Consider the following 21,470-nt stretch of genomic DNA (forward strand, 5'->3'; position numbering starts at 1 on the left):
CCGGGCGCCTCGGGGTGGGCGGCGTGGTGCCGGCTCATGGTGTTCTCCTCTTGACGGGATGACGGGCGTCAACCGCAGGCGTCGACGACGCGCCGGAACAGGCCCCCATCTCCCTGCCCGCAGGACGCTGGAGAATCCGCGCGTTCCAGAAGACCGGCGCCGACTCCCCCTGGATCAGCGTGGTTCAACTCCTGCCGCAGGCCGACGGCCGGTCGACGACAACTCCTTGACTCGAACACCAGGCGCGCACCCGCAACCCGGGGAAGGACCGTCACGGACGGCTGGACGGTTCGGAGTGGCCCCCGGCACCCATCGGGCGCTCATGATCGGTACGCGGCGTCGTAATGCCTGCGCAGCCTGGGGCCACGGATCCCGGGCAGCTGGACCAGAGTGTCCCTGAAGGCGCCGTGATGAGGTTTCAGGGGGTACCAGGGGCGTGGCGGCAATGGGTAGTCGTCGCGCAGGACACCCTTCGGGAGCGCTCCCGTGACAGGCGTCGGCGAGGGTTCCTCCGCGGGACTGGCGAGGTACGCCCAGACTCCACTGTCCAGTGGCACCACCGTCGCCTTGCGGTCGGGTGGGCACCACGGCTCGCCCGTGCCGGGGTGACGGGGGACGAGGAGGACGTCGGGGCACGGCCGGGACTCGGGGAGGCCCGGGCCGGCCAACGCAACCGACCGGGAGTCGGGACCGGGCAGGAGGTAGCAGGCCACGGCGTGGCCGAGCAGTTCGGTGACGGGGCCGGCGGGGAGCGTCACCGGGTGGTTCTCGGTGGCCGTGACAGGGTGGGCCAGCGCGACGCCGACCGCGGCCTCCCAGCGGCGGCTCCACGATCCGTCGGGTTCGACGGGCGGGACGCGGTGTTCGGCACGCTCCAGGTCAGCCCAGCCGGGTAGCGGGTCAGCCGGGAGCCCCGACGGGTGGCGGACGACCGCGTCGGGCTCCAGCCACACCGTCTGCCACGAGCCGCAGTCGTCGATCCGGGTCGCCACGGCCCGCCCACATCCTGCACAGGCCAGATTTGGCCCGGCCCGGCCGTCCACGCCCCGGCAGTAGCCCTCACACTTCTCCAGGATCAGAGTCATCGACCGGGAGTCACCGGGCGCGATGACGATCTTGCCCCGCGTGCCGAAGGAGACGGAATACACCGGCGCGTACACACCCTGCTGAGCGGCGGCTTCCCCTCCGACTTCCTCCCACAACCGCCATGGCGGTCCCGTGGGCCGTGGTTCGACTGCGTACGTCGACGGCTCCATCAGCGGAGGATGAAGCTCCTCCCAGGCCCCGTAGTGGGTGTGGACAGGGAGCGCGACCCGGGACACCGGTGCCGTCAACTCGGTGCCGCACCGGGCACACGCGAACACGTCCAAACAAGCTCCCCTCGCTGCGGTTCCCGGGGATTGTGCCTCGCTCACGGCAGAGGGTCCATCGAATTTCGGACGGCTCCATGGTTTCCTGGGGATGCTGATAACGCTCTGCGAAAACGGCTCTGACCGGAGCTCCGTGAAATCCCAGGCCGACGGCATGCGTAGAGTCTCCTCGCCGCGCTCCATGGGGCGGCGGGCACTGCGTCCGCTGGTGCTGCAGCTCGCCGTCCGAGCCGGCTGGGTCGGCGGGTGCGCCCGCCCGGGGAGACAGTCACCCGGAGCACCGACGGCCGCCAGCACCAGGGAGCCAGTGCCGCCTGGACGGCTGACTGAGTTCGATGGCTGGCCACAGCCTGACAGCAGGAGCGTCGCGTCCGCAGCCGTAGCAACAACTTCCGTCCGATAAACGGGAGTTCGGCCAGAGTGCGCCAGTATGGGGAGCGTCTCCGCCTCTCCGGGCTTCCGCAGCCGGGGCAGCGGGTCGGCGGGCCGCACGCGGCCAGTTCCCGGCCGAACTCCCGTCCCTGCCGGCGACGGGCCGGCCGGATCCGGCCGGCCGGTTCTCCTGGGATGGCATCAACTCCCGACGACACCCCGTCCTCCCCGCCGTCGTGGCCTCCGCGTCCATCACCTCGAACGGCAGCGCGGCCACGCGCCCCGGATGACGCCACGTCACCGAGGTGCCCGGGCCGTGCGGCGACGGCAGCGCCCCCCGCACGCACGACGCCCGGGCATGACGCCACCACCGGCTCCTCGAGGCAGTGCGCGGCAAGCCGCCCGAGCGGTGGGGCCGAGGACCACGTCCGCGAGGGCCGGCCGGTGGCGACAGGCTAGCGGGAAAAATCGCTGTCCGGCCACCGGAGCGCGGTGATAGACATCCGGCGTGGAAAAGAATCTTGAGTTCCCCGACCTGCTGCGACTGATCGATGAGCGGTCGACCGCCTTCCGCGCCGTGGTCGCCGCCGCGCCCGGTCTCGACGCGGAGGTGCCGAGCTGCCCCGGGTGGACGCTGTTCGATCTGGTGAAGCACCTGGGTGGGGGAGACCGGTTCTGGGCCGCCATCGTCGGGGCGGGGCCGGCCGACGCTCCCCCGGCCGAGGCCGCCGCCGCGCGCGCCGCGCTGGAGCTGCCGCGGGAGCGTGAGGCCCTGCTGGCCTGGCTGGACGCGTCGACGCAGCTCCTGCTGGACGCCCTGCGCGCGGCGGGACCGGAGAGCGGTTGCTGGACGTGGTGGCCCGCGTCGCAGTCACCGCGGACCGCCGGCGGAGTCGCCCGGCACCGGGTCCAGGAGACCGCGGTGCACACCTACGACGCCCAGCTCGCCGGGGGCGCCCCGCAGCCGCTGCCGGTCGAGCCGGCACTCGACGGTGTGGAGGAGTTCCTGTTCACCGTCTGCGCGACGCCGAGTGCCTGGCCGCACAAGCCGACGGCCTTCGACTTCCACGCCGCCGAGGGCCGCTCCTGGCGCCTCACCGTCGACGGCGACGGTGCACGCGTCACCCGTGTCCCCACGCCCGCCGCCGCGGCCGGCGAGGACTCGGACGCGGCCGGCGCCGCCGTCCACGGCACGGCCAGTGAGCTGGTCCTCTACCTGTACGACCGGATCCAGGCCGAGTCCTTGCACGTCGACGGGGACGCAGGGCTGCTCGACCTGCTCCGTGCCTGGGAGCCGGAGGAGAAGTAAGGACGTGGCGGGGGCGGCCGGCCGCGCCTCGACCCGGGTGGGAAGCGGCTCCTCGCGTGGTTCGTCAGGTGCGGCCCCGGGCTCAGACGGTTCCGCGTCGAGGCCGGCCCCGGTCCGGGGCCGCGCTCCCGGCCCACGAAGCCGTCCCCCGACCCCGTCACGGTGGTTGCGGTGCCGGCCTCAGAAAGTGTTGCGTAATTGATCAACTGCGGGCTGTAATGCGTCGGTGGTGATCTTCGCGATCGAGGCGACCGCGAAGATCACAACCATGTGTCTGTGCTCCTGTAAGCCGCCCTACGAGTCGTCGTTGACGGATGCTCAGTGGGCGGTGATCGAGCCACTCCTGCCGGAGCGGGATCCGCGCCGCGCCGGCCGACCGTTGAAGTTCCCGCGTCGACTCGTCGTGGATACCGTCATGTATGTGCTGGTCACCGGCTGCGCGTGGCGGCTGGTGCCGCACGACCTCGCCCCGTGGGACGCGGCCTACCGCTGGTTTCGCGCCTGGACGGCCGACGGTACCTGGAACCGGGTCCACGACGCGCTGCGCGAGCGGGTGCGGGTGACGGACGGGAGGGACCCGCAGCCCTCGGCCGCGGTCCTGGACTCGCAGTCCGCCCGCAGCCACCAGGGCGGCGAGGCGATCGGCTACGACGCGGGCAAGCGTGTGCGGGGCCGCAAGCGACACCTGCTCGTGGACACCTGCGGGCTCGTGCTGCGGGTGGTCGTGCACTCCGCGTCCGTCCAGGAACGGGCGGGCGCCAAGCTGGTCCTCGCCGGGATCCGCGAGCTGTTCCCGCAGGTCGGGCTGGTCTGGGTCGACGGCGGCTGTGTCAACGCGATCGACGCCGGACTCATCGCCTGGGCGGCCGGGCACGAGAACCTGGAGATCGTCGCGGTGCCGCGCAACGCCGATGTGAAAGGCTTCCAGGTACTGCCCCGAAGGTGGGTGGTCGAGCGGACATTCTCCTGGCTGGGACGGTGCAGACGGTTGGCACGCGATTACGAGCGCAAGACCGCGCACGCCGAAGCGATGATCAAGGTCGCCATGATCCGACTCATGGCCGCCCGCCTCGCCGGCGAGACGATCGAACCCCACGGCCCCATCGAGACCGAAGCAGCCCGCCGCCTCGCCGACGACCTCAAAAGCGAGTGACCACCCGATTACCCAACACTTTCTCAGGCTGTCCGGTCGATGACGGCCCGGCCGGCGCGCTGCAGTGCCTCGTCGTGCTCGACGCTCCCGAAGAAGCCGCCGCTTCGGCGGGCGAGGGCGAGTTCGGCGTGGATCCGTGGCAGGACGGGTGCGGCGGCGGGGCCCATCCGCTGCAGGCAGTCCAGGACCGGGCCTGCGGTCGAGTCGTTCTCCTCCCAGGCCTCCAGCAGCACGGCCAGGACGGCCGCGGCCTCGGGCGGGCCGCCGATGTCGTGGATCGCGGCGGCGGCGTGCACCCGGGTCCGGACGTGGCCGGCTTCGGACAGCTGCCGCAGCCGGGGCAGTGCCGGGGCCGCCGGTCCCCCGATCCGGCCGAGGGCGTCGGCGGCGTCGCGGTCCTTGCCGGTGTCGAGCAGGGCGATCAGCCGCGGCACGGCATCGGTGGGGTCGCGCTCGATGTCCCACAACGCCTTCACGGCTGCGAAGCGCAGGTCCGGGTCCTCGGCTTCGGCGAGCGGCCGGACCGTCTCCAGCGCCGGCCTGGCGCCGGTGCCGATGGAGCCGAGCGCCCGAACAGCCGCGCCGGCGGTCTGCCACTGCTCCCGCTCGACGGCGGTGGCCAGGGCCGTGGTGAGCGCGGGTACGGCCGCCGGGTCGCCGAGCCCGTCGAGGGCGGCCATCAGCGCGGTGGCGGACCCCCAGGGCCAGGAGAAGTCCGCGTCGGCCAGGCGCCGGGCCACCCTCGGCACCAGGTCCCCGGCGGCCTGCGGGAGGTGGCCGACGACCTGCAGGGCGCGCCAGTCGTCGGTGCCGGTGTCGAGCGCCGTCAGCAGGCTGGGCAGGGCCCGCTCGTCGCCCAGGCCGGCCAGCGCCGTGACCGCCTGCTGGTGGGCCCGGCGCAGCAGCGGGTGGTGTGCGGCCCAGACGTCCGGGCCGTGGGTGGCGCGGTGTGCTACGACGAGGGCGGCGAGGGCTTCGCGCGCGGGTTCGGCGAGGGCGGCGGGGAGCTTGCCGAGGATTTCGGCGGCTTCGGCGGCGGTGTACGGGTCGTCGGGGGGCAGGCAGTCGGCGAGCAGGAGGACGAGGCCGGTGTGGTCGCCGCGCCAGGAGCGGATCAGGTCCCAGGTCATGGCGATGGCGTCGTAGCGGACGGCCGCGTCGGGGCTGCGGAGTTGGGCGGTGAGCAGGGCGGTGCGCTCAGGCACCCGGGCGTCCAGTGTCCGGTGGAGGGTGGTCAGCAGTTCGGTGGTGGGGGCGTGGACGCGGCCGTGGCGGTCGAGGTCGGCGAAGACGGCGGCTATCTGCGGCGGGACTCCGGGGTCCGGTGCCGGTTCGGTGGCGATGTCCGCGCAGGCGCCCTGCCCGCAGTCCGCCGGTCGGGCCTCGTCCTGGTCCCCGTCCTCGGGCCCGGGCTCGTCCTCGTCCTCGTCCTCGTCCTCGTCCTCGGGTGCCGGTTCGGGGGTGAGCTGCCGGAGCAGACCCGTCACCGTCGGGACGAGGCTGTCGTCGATCGCCTCCGGCGTGCAGGCGGCCCGGTGGACGAGGGCGGCGAGCCGGATGTCGGCGTCCAGCGCGGGGGCGGCCGTCAGGGAGGTGAGCCAGGTCGTGACCGGGCCGAGCGCGGCCGGCAGTCGGCGGGCCAGCGTCGCGGCCGTCTCGATGACCAGGAGCCGCTCCACGGTGCCGCTCTCGGCCGCCAGCCGCTCGCGCAGCAGGGCGAACGCCCGGTCGGCGTCGTCGAGGAACAGCCCCAGCGCCGGGACGGCGGCCTGCCGCACCCGCGGGTCCGGGTCCGCCGCGTGCCGGACGAAGTCCTCGATGCGATCACGCAGTTGAGGCACGACATCCGCGTAGGGCGTCGACGCGTGACCGGACGGACCGTAGTAGACGCCGTCGGGGTCGCAGTCCAGCGCCGCGCGTCCGATGCTGAGCACGAGCCGCAGGACAGCTGCGCGGTCGGGCGCCTGGGGGTCGCCGGCGAGCGCGAAGAGGAACGGCACGCTCGCTGCCGTGCACGAGTAGACGTCGCCCTGGTGGTGGACCGAGCTGTAGAAGCTGCTGAACGCCCGCTCCCGGACGTCGGCGTCCGGCGAGGCCATCTGCTCCAGCCACAGCGGGACTTCGTCCGCCGGGCCGTAGGCGTGCCCCATGGACGACCAGTCGACGCGGTCGAGGCCCTCAAGTCTGTCGATCATGGATCGCACAGTGGCACGTGGCACTGACACTGCCGGGACACCGCCGCCGGCGCACAGCGGGTCGGGTCGGCGGTTCCGCACGCCACCCGTCGCGCGCATGCGCCGTCTGACAGCATGTCGGCGTGATCGGAGAGGTGCACAACAACATCAAGGGATCGCCCGGGAACGCGGTCCAGGCGGGGAGCATCGGCGCCGTCTACTTCGGCTCCGCCCCCGCTCCCCGAGGCGGAGAGCCGCTCCCCATCGACGCCGGGGAAGCCGCCCTGGACGGGCTGGCCCGCGAGGTCCTGGAGCAGTGGCGTGACGAGGCCAACGTCCGCGGGCTGCGGGAGCGGGTGCCGATGGCGGTCCCGTGGGAGCTGGAGCCGGCCCATGGGAGCGACCCGACCCCGGCGCTGCCCGAACAGCTCGCGTTCGAGGACGTGGTCGCACGCCTGCGGGCGCTCACACCGCACCAGTTGGTGGTGACCGGACCGGGCGGGGCGGGGAAGTCCTCCCTGGTCGTGCTGATCGTGGTCGAGCTGCTGGAAGCCAGAGCCGCGGTCCCCGGCTCACGGGACAGCGTCCCGGTCATCCTGTCGATGTCGGACTGGGAGCCGGGGACCAGCATCCAGGACTGGGTCGTCAGGCGTATCGGCGAGGACTACGGGCAGCTCGTGGCGGGCCTCGACCGGCCCACCGTCGAGGCCCTGGTCCGAGGCCGTCGGATCGTTCCCGTGCTCGACGGCTTCGACGAGTTGCTGCCGCCGGCCCGTGGCAACGCGGTCGAGGCACTGAAGCGCGCGCTCGGCACGACGGACCCCCTGGTCCTGACGTCCCGCCCGGAGGCGTACCAGCACGCCGTGGACGTCTCACCGGTGCTGCGCGGTGTGCCCGTTCTGCGCGCCCTCCCCGTCCCGCCGCAGGCCGGCCGGGCCTACCTCGCCCAGATGTGCCACCGGGAGCGCCTCGGCGCCTGGCAGGCGCTCTTCGACGCGATGGAGAGCGACCCCGAGGGTCCGGTCGCCACCGCCCTGTCCTCGCCGCTGATGCTCTGGCTCGCGGCGACGGTGTACGCGCCGAAGGACTCCGATCCCCGGGAGCTGCTCGATGCGACGCGGCTGCCCGCGCGGGCGGACATCGAGGGCCACCTCCTGGACGGGCTGATCCCGGCCGTCTGCGCACAGGGGCCGCGACCGTCCTACCTTCCCGGGCCGGTACACCGCTGGAGGGCCGACCGCGCGCCCGCGTACTTCCGCTTCCTGGCCGACGACCTGCACCGCCGACGCACCCACGACATCGCCTGGTGGCAGCTGCGGAGCCTGCTGACCGAGCCGGGCGTCTGGGGCTCCGTCGTCCTCGTCGTGGTGGCCGCCTGCGGCACCGCGGCCGGCTACGCGATCGCGGGACTGGCCGCCCTCCTCGGCGCCGCTCCCCCGCGGCCCGGGATCGGGATCCCGGAGGTGGGCCAGGCGCTCGGGGCCGTCACCGCGATGGCCGTCATCGCCACGGCGCTCGGACGGGTCTTCACCCGGCACCTGTTCAGCGGCTTCGACAACCGCCCACGACGACCGGCCACCGGACCCGGCGGACGGCTCTTGCTGGCCGCGTCGGCCGCCGCCACGACGGCCGTCGGCGCGGCCCTGCCCGGTACCACTTCGGCGACCCTGTGCGTCTTCCTCCTCCCCGTCCTCTCCGGCGTCCTCCTGACCCGCTCGACCGAGTTCGACATGGCCGCCAGGCCGAGGCAGTTGCTGCACGACGAGCGCAGGATCGCCCTGGACGAGGCCGCCCTGGTCGCCCCCGCCGTCGCGGGCACCTCACTGGCGTTCTTCCACTGGCTCGACGGCGATCCGCTGCTCGTCGGCGGCGCCCTCGTCGTCAGCTGGTCGTGCTCGGCCGCGGTGCTGATCGCCCTCAGCCGGTGGGGCCGCTGGACCGCCACGCGCCTCGTCCTGGCGGGGAGGCGACGTCTGCCACGGGACGTGCTGGGCTTCCTGGAGGACGGCCGCCGGTCGGGCGTGCTGCGGCGGGTCGGCGGGGTCTACCAGTTCCGGCACGCCGAGCTGCGGTCGCGGCTCACCGGCGGGGCACCGGGCGGGGCGCCCGAGGAGGGGGCGGGGCCGCGCGAGGTGGTGCTCAGGAGCAGCGTGCGGAGTCTCGGGGCCCTGCGGGCGCTGGCGTTCGATCTGCTGGTACCGGTCGTCGTGTTCCTCCTGGTCGTCTCCCCGATGTCCTCGGGATCGGGTTTCCGGGGCGACTGGTACCGGACCTGGCTGCTGCTCGTACGCCACTGGCCGGTACTGCTCGGCGTGGTCTGCGTCCTCGTCCTCGGGGCGCTGGCCCTGCGTGCGGTCGCGACGCGACTGCGGATCGACGACGAGGGCGTGGAGCTCGACGGTGGCCGCAGGCTGCGGCTGCGCTGGGACGACGTGGCGGAGGTACGGGTGCTCAGGATCCGGTCCCACCGGAACAGGGACACCGGCTCCCTCGTACTGATCAGCTCGTACTACCTCGTGATGAAGCCGATGCCCGGACGGGAGCCGCCGCGCTCCCGCACCACCTCGGACGGCTGGATCCGGGTGTGGGAGCTGGGCCCGACCGAGGTGGTGCCGCTCGACCTGGAGGTCGCGCTGACCCGGTTCGCCGGCGACCGCTGGCGCCGCGACGCCTGAGGCCTGGAGCCTTCGTCGGTGAGGCGGCGACCTGTCCTCCACCCCTGCCGCCGCCGTCCGCAGGCCGGCGGTGGCAGGGGTGGAGGCGGAGGCGGGCAGGTGGCGGCACGGCTCAGGCCGCGACCGCCTCGACCACCGACAGGACCGTCGGCGTGGGGAGGATGCGGGCCAGGCGCAGGCCGGCTGCGGAGAAGAGCTGCGCGAAGTCCGCCTCCGTGCGTTCGCGGCCGGTGAGGGAGGCCATCATCATCAGGTCCAGGGCCTTGGACTGGTGGGGGCCGTTGCCCCGGGGGACGACGGCGTCCAGTACCAGGACCCGCCCGCCGGGGCGCAGGGCGCGGCGGCAGTGGCCCAGGACCGTCGCGCACGCGTCGTCGTCCCAGTCGTGGGTGATCCGCTTGAGCAGGTACGCGTCGCCGGGCGGGACGGCGGTGAAGAAGTCGCCCTCCGCCAGGGACCAGCGCCCCGAGATCTCCTTGTCCGCGTCCAGGCGGTGGCCCGCCAGGACGTGGGCGCGGTCGTACAGGACGCCCTCCAGCCCGGGGTTGCGGCGCAGGACCTCCGCCAGGAGGCCGCCGTGACCGCCGCCGACGTCCACGACCGTTCCCGTCCCGGGGAGTTCGCACACGGCCGCGATCGGCGCGTTCTCCGGGTCGGACATCGCCGCCATGCCGACGTGGAAGACGGCGGCGGTCCGCTCGTCCTGGGCGAAGTGCTCGAAGAACGGCATCCCGAAGATGGCGTCGAACGCCGTGGTCCCGTCGGTGAGGCAGCGGGACAGTTCGCCCGCCGGGCGCCACATGGTGCGGTCGGTGAGCATCTGGACGGCCGTGCGCGCGGAGTACGGGACGTCGCTGCGCAGGGCCTGTCCGGCATCGGTCAGCGTGAACCGCCCGTCCTCGTCCTCCGCGACCACGCCCCTGGTGGCGAGCAGGCGCAGCACCCGGTGGAGGCTCTGGGCGTGGGTGCCGGTCGCGGCGGCGAGTTCGGCCGGCGTGGCGGGGCCGTTCCCGAGGTGGTCGGCCACGCCCACGTCGGCGGCGGCGCGCAGGGCCGCGGGGTAGAGGAAGCCGAGGGCCTCGTCGACGAGGAAGGCGCTGGAACGACGGAGCCGGGCTTCCTGGGCGCTGTCGGCGGACGCCTCGTCAGCACCGGTGGCGCCGTTGCCGTCGGCCTCGTTCTTGTCCTGGCGCATTCCGATTCCCTTCTCGAATCCGTGGTTGCGCTTGGGACCGTGCCCGGACACGGCCACCGCGAAGCCTGGTTCCACCCGCTGCCCCGTTCCCTCCCTGGCGCCGTGTCCGTGGACAATCCGGGTTGTCCGCTGCTCACCTGGGCCGCGACTGCTCCTCGCGGCCGGACAATCCCGTGTTCCTCCACAGTGGGAGGTCCACCGGGTCCTCGGACGAGGATCTCGCCGCTATCAGGAGGCACCTCGCGCCACCGGCGCGAGCGGGCCCGGCCGGGCCGCCCGGTTCACCGGCAGTACCCGCCGCTTCGGAAGGGAATCCGTCCGTGATTCGTCTACGCACCCGCCTCGCCACCGTGACCGCAGTCCTCGCGCTGGGCGCCGGCGCCGTCGTGGCGGCCGCGCCCGCCGCCAGCGCAAAGTCGAGGTGCTGGGAGGACATCGTCACGGCGATGGACTACACCGGCCAGGCGATCTCCGTCACCAACCACGGGAACCTGAACGGCGCCTGGGACCTCTCCGGTTACGCCATGAGCTACCTCACCACCGGGAGCTGTGCCGCGTCCCCGGTCATCGTGGACGTCGAGGACGCCATGAACAGCCTGCGCCGTGGACAGGACGAACTGTCCTGGGGGGACGGGGAGAGCGCCGGCTACAAGTTCCGGTCCGCGTACGCCTCGTTGGAGCAGGCGAGCTACACCGCCTGAGCCGGGCGACAGGGGGCAGGGGCAGGAAGCAGGCCGACGGTTCCATTCCGCCCCCACCCGGGCGAGCAGGCTCTCCTGCGGCCCCGGCCCCGGCCGCCCGCGTCGCACACCCGGTGCTACTGCTGGAACCCCCGCCTGCCTGGCGGCGGGAAGCCCTACGGCGAAGGGTCTGAACTCCCGTGCAAAGCAAGCGAATCATCTCAGCGCTGACGGTCTCCGCAGCGCTGGCAGGCCTCGTGGTCGGCACCGCCGGCCAGGCCGACGCCTACCCTCAGGTGAACCTCTGCGGCAGCTCGTACGGCTCACTGAAGCAGTACCCGATCGTCGACGACCACAACGGCCGCCGCGTGGGTTGGATCGACACCTACTACAGCAGCAGTACCGGCAAGAACTGCGCCATCGCCCGGGGCGACGACACGCAGGCGAAGGACTTCTCGAAGATCACCGTCTCCATCAAGACCACCAGTCAATCCGGCTGGGCGCAGCAGGACGGCGAACTGCAGTACTACACCAAGTACGCGGGGCCGGTGTACGTCTACGCCCCGGGCAGCACGTGCATCGATGTGTACGGCTTCTTCTTCTACCGGAACGGCGACGACGAGGTTCTGAGTCGCGCCAACGGCGGCGGCACCGGGCTGCGCTGCTGAGGCCTGTCTTCGAACTCCCCTAGTCTGCCCGGCAGGTGGGGATTTTGAAGATCAGGTCCCGGGGGAGTCCGCTGCACCGACATGCGGCGCCGTCCCTGCCGGCCCGGGCTCGGGGACCGGCGGAGACGGCGGCGGCGCTCAGTTGAGGGGCGCCCAGGACTGGGAGTTCGAGCTGCTGGACGAGTTGACGGTCGCGGGGAAGCCCGGGGTGGCGCTCGTCCGGTCGAGAGCCAGACCGGTCTGGGCGTTGGTGATCTTCAGCGTTCCGTTGCTCTTGGTGACCTTCCACTTCTGGTAGCCGTTGGCGGGGTCGTAGGCCTTGACGGTGACCGTGCCGCCCGCGGCGGTGGGAGCGGTGAGGGTGAACGGCTGGGCACAGCCGTCGGTGATCCGCACGGTGCCGTCGGCGTTCGCGTCGACCTTCCAGCGCTGCCAGCTTCGGGTGGTGTCGGAGGTGTTGATGTCGACGTTCGCGCTGGTGACGTTGGTGCATCCGCCCATGCGTTCCAGCGCCAGTCCGCCGCCGTCGGTGAGGCTGTGGTACTTGCCGTCGCCGACGACGGAGGGGCCGTAGTCGATGGTGTGCGGGTTCAGCTTGCCGAGCGCCGTGCTGCCGGTGGCCAGAGGCGGGTTCGCCGCCGGGCGCGTGGTACTGAAGTAGGCGGAGAAGGTCGTGGGCTTCTGCGCGGTGATCGCGGCGATGCTCCCGTTCCAGTTGGTGTCGACGGTGCGCCAGAGGTCGAGGAGGGAGCCGGCGACGTTGCCCTCGACCTGGTCGCCGACGCCCCATCCGTCGCCGTAGGTGAAGTTGATGCTGCCTCCGTCGCTGAAGACGAAGCGGGAGTCGCCGAGCAGGTAGGCGGCGGAGGCGTTGGCGAAGCCCTCCGACCACGCGCAGCCCTCGGTGCTCACGTACGGGATGTAGTGGCTCTGACAGGTGAGGCTGGACGGCCACGGTCCGTTGAACATGCGGTGCATGAGGAAGTGGCTGGCCTCGTGCAGGATGTAGTGCTCGGAGTCGGCGTCCGGGCCGATGAGGTAGACGGTGTTGTCGTAGTCGCTGTACCAGGATCCGCCAGTGGTGGAGTCGCGCCACCTGACCGTGAGCGGGGTGCAGGTGCTGTTGTCGGTCTCGTGGGAGGACCAGCAGCCGCTCTGGGGGTTGTTGCGGTTCGACCACAGGATGTTGAGGGTGTCGAAGGTGTGCCAGGCGCGGGCCGTGGACGCCGGGGGCTTGGCCGTGCCGATGTTCCTGTTGCCGGTGACGTTCGACAGGGCCGGCAGCTGCCAGACGTAGTACTCGTAGTTCACGTCGATGACCCGCCACACGTTGGTGCCGTTGGCGGCCCAGACCTTCACCCAGACCGTGCTCAGCGAGGTGGTCGTGGTGGGCGTGTAGCAGAGGTTGTAGCTGCCGTCGGTGGAGCCGGTGAGTCCGACGACGTTGAGTGCGTGCGGCGAGTCGGTGCTCTTCTCGGCGCCCCACAGCTCCACGATGGCGTTGCGGAGCGGCTTGGTGTGGGTGGGCTTGGCCGTTCCGTCCTCGGCGGACTGGTAGTCGTACTGGAGCGTGCCGCTGATGCAGATCGGGGTCGCTGCCCGCGCGGCGGTCGCCGTGAGCGGGACAGCGACCAGAGCGGCGAACAGGGCCGCGGCCAGGGCGACCGCCCGGAACGACAGCCGCAGTCGGATGCTGAAGATGGTTCCTCCCGGTGGTGTCCAGTTGAAAGCGCTGCGTGCCCTGGCGCGGGAGACGGCGGCGCTTCGAGGGCGCGCCCGAACACCGGGACGCCCCAGAGGTGTTCGCCATCAACCGGACTGGGCGGTTCCCAATGATCGACGGCAAGATCGCCTCCTGTCAGGGCGCGTGACAGAGCGCGCGGAAGCGTAACGGGAGTGAGGACATGCTCCCCGGCTCACCCCTGCAGGCCAACGAGCGTTTGGGACCGGCGGGAAAGGAGGAGTATTGAGGCACCAGTCCTGTTGTTCCAAGCGGCATTTCGTGCCCTTCGGCGCAGGCCGGTACGGTCCGACGCATGGAGTGGAGCTTTCAGACCGCCGAACGACTCGCGGCGGCTTTGCGTGCTGGTGAGGTGACGTCGGTGGAACTGACCGACGAGGCGATCGCCCGGATCGAGCGGGACGACAAGACGATCAACGCGATCTGTGTGCCGGACTTCGACCGCGCCCGGGCCGCCGCGCGTGGGGCCGACCAGGCCCGCGCCCGCGGTGAGGACCGGCCGCTGCTCGGCATACCGGTGACGGTCAAGGAGTCCTACGACGTCGCCGGGCTGCCCACGACCTGGGGCATGCCGCCGCACCGGGACTACCTGCCCGCCGAGGACGCGGTGCAGGTGTCGCGGCTCAAGGCGGCGGGCGCGGTGGTGCTCGGCAAGACCAACGTGCCCGTGGGGCTGCAGGACATTCAGAGCTTCAACGAGATCTACGGCACCACCAACAACCCGTGGGACCACCGCCGTACGTCGGGTGGGTCCTCCGGCGGTTCGGCGGCGGCCCTGGCGTCCGGGTTCGGCGCGCTGTCCATCGGCTCCGACCTCGCCGGTTCGTTGCGCACCCCCGCGCACTTCTGCGGCGTCTACGCCCACAAGCCGACGCTCGGGCTGGCGGCGAGCCGCGGCATGGTCCCGCCGCCCGGGCCGGCCCTGCCGGTCGAGCACGACCTGGCGGTCGTCGGTCCGATGGCGCGCAGCGCTCGCGACCTGACGCTCCTGCTCGACGTCATGGCCGGACCGGACCCGCTGACGCACGGTGTGGCGTACCGCCTGACGCTGCCGCCCGCGCGCCACGAACGGCTGGGCGACTTCCGGGTCCTGGTCCTCGAGGAGCATCCGGTCATTCCGACCGGGTCGGCCGTGCGGGCGGCCGTGAACCGGGTGGCCGACGCGCTCGTGGACGGCGGTGCCCGCGTCGACCGGGACAGTCCGCTGCTGCCCGATCTGACCGAATCCGCGCTGCTCTACACGAAGTTCCTGTTCTCGGGCTCCGTCGCACGCTTTCCCGTCGAGGCGTACGAGCAGGTGCAGGCCGGCGCCGCCGCGCTGAGCGCGGACGACCAGAGTCTCGAGGCGCGGCTGCTGCGCGGCATGGTGCTCAGCCACCGTGACTGGATCGAGGCGAACACCCGCCGCGAGCTGCACCGCCACGGCTGGCGGCAGCTGTTCGCCGAGTACGACGCCGTGGTGTGCCCGATCACGCCCACTCCCGCGTTCCCGCACGACCACAACCCCGATCCGAGGGAGCGCCGGCTCGACATCGACGGCGTCGCGTACCCGTACTTCGACCAGCTCGTCTGGGCCGGTCTGGCCACCATGCCCGGCCTGCCCTCCACCGCCGTACCAGCGGGCCGGTCCCCCGAGGGCCTGCCGGTGGGAGTGCAGATCATCGGTCCGATGTTCGAGGACCGCACCCCGCTGCGGCTGGCCGAACTGCTCGAGCAGAGGGTCGGCGGCTTCCAGGCACCGAGGTAGTGGCGTACCACCGGTTTCCTCGCAGCCGGGGCCGCCGATCGGTGGCAAAGCGCAGGCAAAGTACGATCAGCGGGCTCGCGTGCCCGACCCTGTGAGGAGTAATCCGGATGGTGTTCAAGCGGCTTCTCGGCGCCCTGGGCGTCGGTGGACCCAGCGTCGACACAGTGCTGTCCACCCCGACCGTCCACCCCGGCGGCGCGGTGCACGGCCAGGTCAACCTGGTCGGCGGAGACCGCGACGCCGACATCAACGGCATCACGCTCCACCTGACCGCCCGGGTCGAGGTCGAGTACGAGGACAGCGAGAGCCACACCGTCAAGGAGTTCGCCCAGCTGGTCGTCTGCGGCCCGCTGCGGCTGGCCGCCGGGCAGCAGGTCGCCGTCCCGTTCGCCTTCCCGGTGCCGTGGGAGACGCCGCTGACCGCGATCGGGAGCCACCACCTGACGGGCATGGCGCTCGGGGTCCGCACCGATGTGGACATCGCCGGCCAGCTGGACCGCGGGGACAACGACCCGCTCGCGGTGCAGCCGCTGCCGGTGCAGCAGCGGGTGCTGGAGGCGCTGGCGGCGCTGGGCTTCCACTTCCACCGGGCCGACCTCGAGGCCGGCCGGATCCACGGCACGGGCCAGACACTGCCGTTCTACCAGGAGATCGAGTACAAGGCGGCGCCGCAGTTCGCCCGGCGCTGCAACGAGATCGAGCTGTCCTTCGTCACCGACCCGCACCGGGTCGAGGTGGTGCTGGAGTTCGACAAGCGCGGCATGTTCCACAGCGGCGACTCGGTGCGCACGTTCCTGCTGGACCACGCGGCCGGGCAGCACGACCTCACCGGCACGGTGGACGGCTGGATCCGCGGCGTGCTGGGCCACTGACCGACCGCGCACCGGCGTGAACACCCGGCGGCGGGCCGCCGGGTGTTCACGCCTCGGCCTTCTCGACGAACCAGGGGCTGGAGCCAGGGGTCAAGCCCGGCGGTCGAGCCCACCGGAGGGGCCCTCACCCGCCGGAGGGGCCCTCACCCCGGACTGCCCGGGCCGCTGCCGCGGCCTGGGTCCGGGCCTCCTGGGCGGCCCTGGCCGCGAGCGGGTTGACGTCGGCACGGCGGGCGTGCTGCATCGTGGTCAGCCGGTGGACCACCATGATCGCGGCGGCCGCCGCCACCAGCCGCAGCGCCGACCCGGCGGCCTCCACCCGGACGGCGTTGCGCAGGGTCTCGAGGTCGTCGGGGAACAACGGGTTCACGCTCCGCACCATGGTGGCGGCGATCCGGCCGACGACCAGTGCACCGAGCCAGGTGGACCACCAGACGCCGAGCACCGTCTCCGACGTCGTGCGCCGCCTACCCTCCGCGTCCAGCGGCGCGCTCGCCCGCCAGCAGTCCGCCATCAGCTGCCAGGGGAACCAGAGCAGGACGACCGGGGTGAACCACGCCCCGATGGTCCAACCCCGTCCGAGGCGGTGGCCGTTGGGCAGCAGCAGCTCGGCGTTCCGGCGGATGCGGTAGAACCAGACGATGAACACCACGGCGGTGGCCAGCGCCAGCGGGAGGGCCACCCCGTTCGCCGCGTTCGCCACGGATTCCACGGCGTCGAAATCGTCGAGGTCGGCGTCGCCCGAACCGTCCAGCACTTCGCCCAGGAGCACGTCGGACCACAGGTCGACGGCGACGACCACAGCCGCCACCGCGGCGTTCAGCGCCAGCAGGACGTGGACGGCCACGGCCAGGCCGTTCGCCGGGCGCAGCGCGGCCGCCCATCCGGGGGCCGCCTCCGCACAGCCGAAGCAGCGGCCGCTGTCCGTCCCCGCCGGGCGCGCCCCGCATGCCACACACAACATCAGGTCTTCAACTCCTGGAATCGCCACGCGTGCTCGATCACGCACGCCGGTGCACCACCACCCCGACCGGGACGGGCGCGCCGACTCCAGGGGATCCGCGACCTGGACTGCCAACGAGAATTCCCAGCTCGGCGGCGGTATCGGCAGATAGCCGACAGATCACCCCGAGGAGCCCCCGCGCCGAGCCACCCCGCGGCCGGCGTCGTGCCCGGCGTCGCGCCTGGTGGCCGTACGGCACGCCGGGCGGGCGGGTCGTCGCTCAATGATTGTCAGGTTCTCGACATGGGAAGGGGGCAAGCCACAGACCGCCGACCGGGAGGACCCTCCGTGCACCGCACCGCCGCCAGAACCGCCACCGCCCTGCTCGCCGCCGTACTCGCCGGGACGGCGCTGGGGGCCGCGCCGGCCTGGGGCCGCCCCGCCGACGGGGCGCCGACGACGCGTCAGGTGGAGGTGTTCGCCGAGGACGGCGGCATCTCCCGCGCCCAGGCCCCGGCCGCCTCCCCGTACCTCGCCGACCGCCCCCAGGGCGTGGCGCCGGTGCCGGGCGACGGCGAGGTGACGGCGCTGGTGCGCAACGGCGAGCCGGCCACCAAGCTGGACGTGGTGGTGGTCGGCGACGGGTACACCGCGCAGGAGCAGGAGAAGTTCCGCACGGACGCGACCCAGAAGTGGCAGGAGCTGACCTCCGTCGAGCCCTACGCCGCCTACCGGGGGCTGTTCAACGTCTGGGCGGTGTCCGCCGTCTCCCCCGAGTCCGGGGTGACCGGGGATCCGGACCAGGCGACGGTGCGGCACACCGCGCTGGGCTCGTACTTCTGGTGCGACGGCGTGGAGCGGCTGCTCTGCGTGGACGAGAAGGCCGTGGAGTCGTACGCGGCGAAGGCCCCGCAGGCGGACCTGGTGCTCGTGGTGGCCAACACCGCGAAGTACGGCGGAGCCGGCTACAACGACGTCAAGTCCCCGGTCGGTTACGAGGGCATCGCCACCGTGGCCGGCGGCAACGCGAAGTCCGGGCAGATCGCGGTGCACGAGATCGGGCACTCGCTGGGCAAGCTGGCCGACGAGTACGTGTACGAGGGCCAGGGCACGTACCACGGCGACGAGCCCGCCGAGGCCAACATCAGCACCCTGACCGCCGACCGGATGCGCCGGCAGGGCGCCAAGTGGTCGCGCTGGCTGGGCCAGGCCTCGCCGGACGGCGGCACGGTCGGCACCTACGAGGGCGGCGGCTACTACCCCACCGGGCTCTACCGGCCGACCGAGAACTCGATCATGCGCTCACTCGGACGCGAGTTCAACCTGCCCGGGCGGGAGGCGATGATCGCCGGCTTCTACCGCCACGCCACGCCGCTCACCAGCCCCACCGCCCAGGGAAGTCGGCTCACCGCCACGGACCGCCTCACCGTCGACCTGCCGGTCGCCGGCACCCGGCTGCGCTGGTACCTGGACGGGCGGGAACTGCCCCGGCTGGCCGACCGCACCGCGCTGGACCTGGCCGAACTCAAGCTGACCGGTCCGCGCTCCCGGCCGCACCTGCTCACCGCCGTCGCCACCGACCCGACCCCGGCCGTCGCGGATCCGGCGCTGCGCACGAGGCTGACCGCGAGCCTGTCCTGGCTGGTGACGCGGTAGGGCGCGGAGCGGACCCGGGCCTCGGCCGCGAGATGGCCTCAGCCGCCTCCCGGCCGTCGGCACACACCTAAGGAGAACGCACGCCGGCCCCGTCCTCGCCGTCCTCGCCGTCCTCGCCGTCGTCCGTGCCGCCGCGGCCCGTCATGGCGGCGAGCCGGGCGGCCCACTCCCGTTCGGCGAGGGCGAGGCCGCGCTCCAGCGTCTCCACGAGCACCGTCCGGCTCACCGACACCACCGTCGGCCCATCCCCGGACCCGGCGCCCGGGGCGGCACCGTCGCCATCACGCATCCGACAGGCGAGGTGCACCCGGTCGCCGTCGGGGAACGCGAAGGCCGTCACCTGGTCGGTGCACTCCCCCCATTCCAGGAACGCACACCGCGCGAACGCCTCCTCGGCCTCCGCCGAGGCCCCTGTTCCCGCCCCCGTACCGGCGTCGTCGTACATCCAGCTCTCGACCATCAGGAAGTACTCGGACGGCGAGGTGAACCCCACCGGCGGCGCGGTCGTCGGGCGGAGGCGACCGAGCTCGTCCTTGAGCTTCTTGACCAGCAGCGGCGGGTAGAACGCGTTGTCCCACGCGTTCACATGGAGCCCGCCGACGAAGACGTCGACGCACAGCAGCCCCGGGTCCCGTTCGGGGTGGAACTCCAAGCCGAATCCGCTCCGCGACCCGACCAGCACAACGGCCTCCCCACCCCCGGCGCGACAACCCGTCACGGCCCCACCCTACTGAGCGGCTTGCGGTTCACGGCCAGGACCGCGGCAGCGGACGAACGACCGTCGCCGAGGAAGTGGGGCGCGACCCTCACCGCGGGAAGCAGGGCCCGGCCGTCGCCAGGGCGTAGGGGTCAGTCCTCGCCGCCGTCGAGCAGGGCGAGCCGGGCCGTCGCGTCGTCGGTGAAGCGGGCGAGGAGGCGGATGAGGTCGTCGCGGTCCTGGGCGGGCCAGTCGGCGAGGGTGTCGCCGAACCAGCCGAGCAGGAAGGCGAGATAACGGTTGGCGGCCTCGGCGCCGGCTTCGGTGGGTTCGATGAGGCGGGCGCGGGCGTCGTGCGGGTCGGGGATGCGGCGGACGAGGTCGCGCTTCTCCAGGGCCTGGACCTGGCGGGTGATGTGCGGGCCCACGACCTGCATGCGATCGGCGATCTCGCCGATCCGCAGGGGCTTTCCGGCGGTGCGCAGGGTGACGAGCACGCCCACCGCGGGCCGGTCACGCCCCAGCCCCGCCGCCTCCGCCGCGCGTTCGACCAGGCGGCCCCGGGTCATCGCGGCGCCGAGCCGGGAGATCCGGGTCAGCGCGGCGAGCAGATCGGGGCGCGGCTCCCCCGGTTCGCGGGCCTCGGTGGACTCGGCGGACATGGGTGCCTCCATTTGCATACCTAAGTTAGGTATCTGTACGGTGTGGGGGTGGCCGCCGCCCCCGAGGGTGACGTGCGGTTTCCATAAAGATACCTGAGGTACGCATCTCTGCTCGTCCGGTGCGTATCCGTGTCCCACCGACGTGCCGGCGGGAGAACCCGCCGGGAAAGTGAGAGGCCATGAACACCGTGTCACGCCCCGCCCGTCGAGTCCTGGTCTCCGGGGCGAGCATCGCGGGCCCCGCGCTCGCGTACTGGCTCGACCGGTACGGCTTCGAGGTGACCGTGGTCGAGAAGGCCGCCGCCGTGCGCGGGGGCGGCTACGCCGTCGACATCCGCGGCACCGCCCGCGAGGTCGTGGAGCGCATGGGGCTGCTGCCGCGCCTGCGCGCCGCCCACGTCGACAGCCGGCGGATCACCTTCGTCGACCCCGCCGGACGGACCGTCGGCTCGCTGCGCCCGGAGCAGCTGACCGGCAGCGAAGCCGGTCTCGACCTGGAGGTCCGGCGCGGCGATCTGGCCGACGCCCTCCAGGAGGCGCTGGGCGACCGGGTCGAGTTCCTCTTCGGCGACTCGATCGCCGAGCTGGACGACGGCGGGGACGCCGTCCACGTAGTGTTCGACAGCGGCGTCCGCCGCGACTTCGACCTGGTGGTCGGCGCGGACGGGCTGCACTCGAACACCCGTCGGCTGGTGCTCGGCCCCGAAGAGCGCTACCACCGCTACCTCGGGCACGTCTTCGCCGGCTTCACCCTCCCGAACGAGTTCGGCCTCTCCCGCGAGGGCGTGATCTGGAACGACGTCGGGCGCGGCGCGGTCCTCTACGCGCACGAGCCCGCCGACCGGGTGCACGGCTTCCTCACCTTCACCCGCGACGTCCCGCCCTTCGAGGCCTTCCGCGATCCGCGGGCCCAGCGCGAGCTGGTCGCCGCGCACTTCCCGGAGCGGGTCTGGCACCTGCCGCGCCTGGTGGCGGCGATGCGGGACGCCGACGACCTCTTCTTCGACATCGTCAGCCAGATCCAGCTGCCGGGCTGGTCGCGCGGGCGGGTGGTCCTCGCGGGCGACGCCGCGCACGCCACCTCGTTCCTGTCCGGCCAGGGGTCGAGCGTCGCCCTGGTCGGCGCGTACGTCCTGGCCGGCGAGCTGGCCGCGCACGCCGACCACACCGCCGCCTTCGCGGCCTACGAGCGCCGGATGCGTCCCTTCGCGGAACGCAACCAGGCGCTGGCCACCGGCGGCGGCACGGTGGTGACACCGACGACCCGCGAACAACTGGAGGCCCGCAACGCCCTGTTGCGCGACCCGGCGGCCGTCGCCGAGGAGCTGGCGACGGCGGGCGCGCAGGCGGGCCGGGCCGCGCACTCGGACCTGCTGCTGCCGGACTACGCCCCGGGACGGTGACACCGGGGCACTGACACCGGGACACTGACGCCGGGCCACTGACCGCCCTGGCACGGTACCGCCAGAGCCTGGGGGCGCCCGGGCGGATTCCCCCGGTGGGACGAGCTGCCGGCCTCCCCGCTCGCGGGCTCGCGACCCCGCGAGCGGGAGGAC

The 21,470-nt window shown here is 72.8% G+C and carries 17 protein-coding genes; 9 read left to right on the forward strand and 8 right to left on the reverse strand.

The features are described from left to right. Window positions 1-320: 320 nt before the first annotated feature. Complete coding sequence (locus ACIQI7_RS00005; RefSeq protein WP_401103266.1) at window positions 321-1,370, reverse strand: hypothetical protein; 1,050 nt, start codon at window positions 1,368-1,370, stop codon at window positions 321-323. Window positions 1,371-1,411: 41 nt separating this feature from the next. Continuing rightward, window positions 1,412-2,113, reverse strand: coding sequence for a transposase family protein (locus tag ACIQI7_RS00010; protein ID WP_401103268.1), 702 nt, complete (start codon window positions 2,111-2,113; stop codon window positions 1,412-1,414). Between the two features lie 137 nt (window positions 2,114-2,250). On the opposite strand from ACIQI7_RS00010, the gene ACIQI7_RS00015 reads away from it, so the two are divergent. Beyond that, the gene (locus tag ACIQI7_RS00015) at window positions 2,251-3,051 is read left to right on the forward strand and encodes a maleylpyruvate isomerase family mycothiol-dependent enzyme (RefSeq protein ID WP_401103270.1); all 801 of its coding nucleotides are present in this window, start codon (window positions 2,251-2,253) and stop codon (window positions 3,049-3,051) included. A gap of 268 nt (window positions 3,052-3,319) precedes the next feature. Next, a complete protein-coding gene (locus ACIQI7_RS00020) occupies window positions 3,320-4,204 on the forward strand; it encodes an IS5 family transposase (protein WP_401104503.1) in 885 nt (294 codons plus the stop codon). 23 nt (window positions 4,205-4,227) lie between these two features. Here ACIQI7_RS00020 and ACIQI7_RS00025 read toward each other — a convergent pair whose 3' ends face one another. Then, complete coding sequence (locus ACIQI7_RS00025; protein ID WP_401103272.1) at window positions 4,228-6,399, reverse strand: HEAT repeat domain-containing protein; 2,172 nt, start codon at window positions 6,397-6,399, stop codon at window positions 4,228-4,230. A 122-nt stretch (window positions 6,400-6,521) separates the two neighbouring features. On the opposite strand from ACIQI7_RS00025, the gene ACIQI7_RS00030 reads away from it, so the two are divergent. After that, entirely contained in the window at window positions 6,522-9,053 is a 2,532-nt protein-coding gene (locus ACIQI7_RS00030; protein ID WP_401103273.1) for a hypothetical protein, read from the forward strand. A 112-nt stretch (window positions 9,054-9,165) separates the two neighbouring features. Here ACIQI7_RS00030 and ACIQI7_RS00035 read toward each other — a convergent pair whose 3' ends face one another. After that, the gene (locus tag ACIQI7_RS00035) at window positions 9,166-10,248 is read right to left on the reverse strand and encodes a methyltransferase (protein WP_401103274.1); all 1,083 of its coding nucleotides are present in this window, start codon (window positions 10,246-10,248) and stop codon (window positions 9,166-9,168) included. Window positions 10,249-10,568: 320 nt separating this feature from the next. On the opposite strand from ACIQI7_RS00035, the gene ACIQI7_RS00040 reads away from it, so the two are divergent. Continuing rightward, the gene (locus tag ACIQI7_RS00040) at window positions 10,569-10,949 is read left to right on the forward strand and encodes a hypothetical protein (protein ID WP_401103276.1); all 381 of its coding nucleotides are present in this window, start codon (window positions 10,569-10,571) and stop codon (window positions 10,947-10,949) included. A gap of 179 nt (window positions 10,950-11,128) precedes the next feature. Continuing rightward, window positions 11,129-11,596, forward strand: coding sequence for a hypothetical protein (locus ACIQI7_RS00045; RefSeq protein ID WP_401103278.1), 468 nt, complete (start codon window positions 11,129-11,131; stop codon window positions 11,594-11,596). Window positions 11,597-11,734: 138 nt separating this feature from the next. Here the strand turns inward: ACIQI7_RS00045 and ACIQI7_RS00050 are convergent, their stop codons facing one another. Next, entirely contained in the window at window positions 11,735-13,090 is a 1,356-nt protein-coding gene (locus ACIQI7_RS00050; protein WP_401103280.1) for an RICIN domain-containing protein, read from the reverse strand. Between the two features lie 542 nt (window positions 13,091-13,632). Between ACIQI7_RS00050 and ACIQI7_RS00055 the strand changes: the two genes are divergently transcribed. Both ACIQI7_RS00055 and ACIQI7_RS00060 read left to right on the forward strand, forming a co-directional pair. Beyond that, window positions 13,633-15,084 (forward strand): amidase, encoded by a 1,452-nt coding sequence (locus ACIQI7_RS00055; protein ID WP_401103282.1) that lies wholly within the window; start codon window positions 13,633-13,635, stop codon window positions 15,082-15,084. Between the two features lie 107 nt (window positions 15,085-15,191). After that, window positions 15,192-15,956: a sporulation protein gene (locus ACIQI7_RS00060; protein WP_401103284.1), complete on the forward strand. Its 765-nt coding sequence runs from the start codon at window positions 15,192-15,194 to the stop codon at window positions 15,954-15,956. 124 nt (window positions 15,957-16,080) lie between these two features. Here the strand turns inward: ACIQI7_RS00060 and ACIQI7_RS00065 are convergent, their stop codons facing one another. Continuing rightward, complete coding sequence (locus tag ACIQI7_RS00065) at window positions 16,081-16,920, reverse strand: DUF4328 domain-containing protein (protein WP_401103286.1); 840 nt, start codon at window positions 16,918-16,920, stop codon at window positions 16,081-16,083. A gap of 327 nt (window positions 16,921-17,247) precedes the next feature. On the opposite strand from ACIQI7_RS00065, the gene ACIQI7_RS00070 reads away from it, so the two are divergent. Then, on the forward strand, window positions 17,248-18,555 hold the full coding sequence (locus ACIQI7_RS00070) for a M64 family metallopeptidase (protein WP_401103288.1): 1,308 nt from the start codon (window positions 17,248-17,250) through the stop codon (window positions 18,553-18,555). Between the two features lie 67 nt (window positions 18,556-18,622). Here ACIQI7_RS00070 and ACIQI7_RS00075 read toward each other — a convergent pair whose 3' ends face one another. Continuing rightward, window positions 18,623-19,207, reverse strand: a complete 585-nt coding sequence (locus ACIQI7_RS00075) for a hypothetical protein (protein WP_401103290.1) — start codon at window positions 19,205-19,207, stop codon at window positions 18,623-18,625. A 197-nt stretch (window positions 19,208-19,404) separates the two neighbouring features. Beyond that, window positions 19,405-19,914, reverse strand: coding sequence for a MarR family winged helix-turn-helix transcriptional regulator (locus tag ACIQI7_RS00080; RefSeq protein WP_401103292.1), 510 nt, complete (start codon window positions 19,912-19,914; stop codon window positions 19,405-19,407). Window positions 19,915-20,093: 179 nt separating this feature from the next. On the opposite strand from ACIQI7_RS00080, the gene ACIQI7_RS00085 reads away from it, so the two are divergent. Next, window positions 20,094-21,317, forward strand: a complete 1,224-nt coding sequence (locus ACIQI7_RS00085) for an FAD-dependent monooxygenase (RefSeq protein ID WP_401103294.1) — start codon at window positions 20,094-20,096, stop codon at window positions 21,315-21,317. The last annotated feature ends 153 nt before the right edge of the window (window positions 21,318-21,470 follow it).

The organism is Kitasatospora sp. NPDC092039, assembly GCF_044756065.1.
GTDB lineage: Bacteria > Actinomycetota > Actinomycetes > Streptomycetales > Streptomycetaceae > Kitasatospora.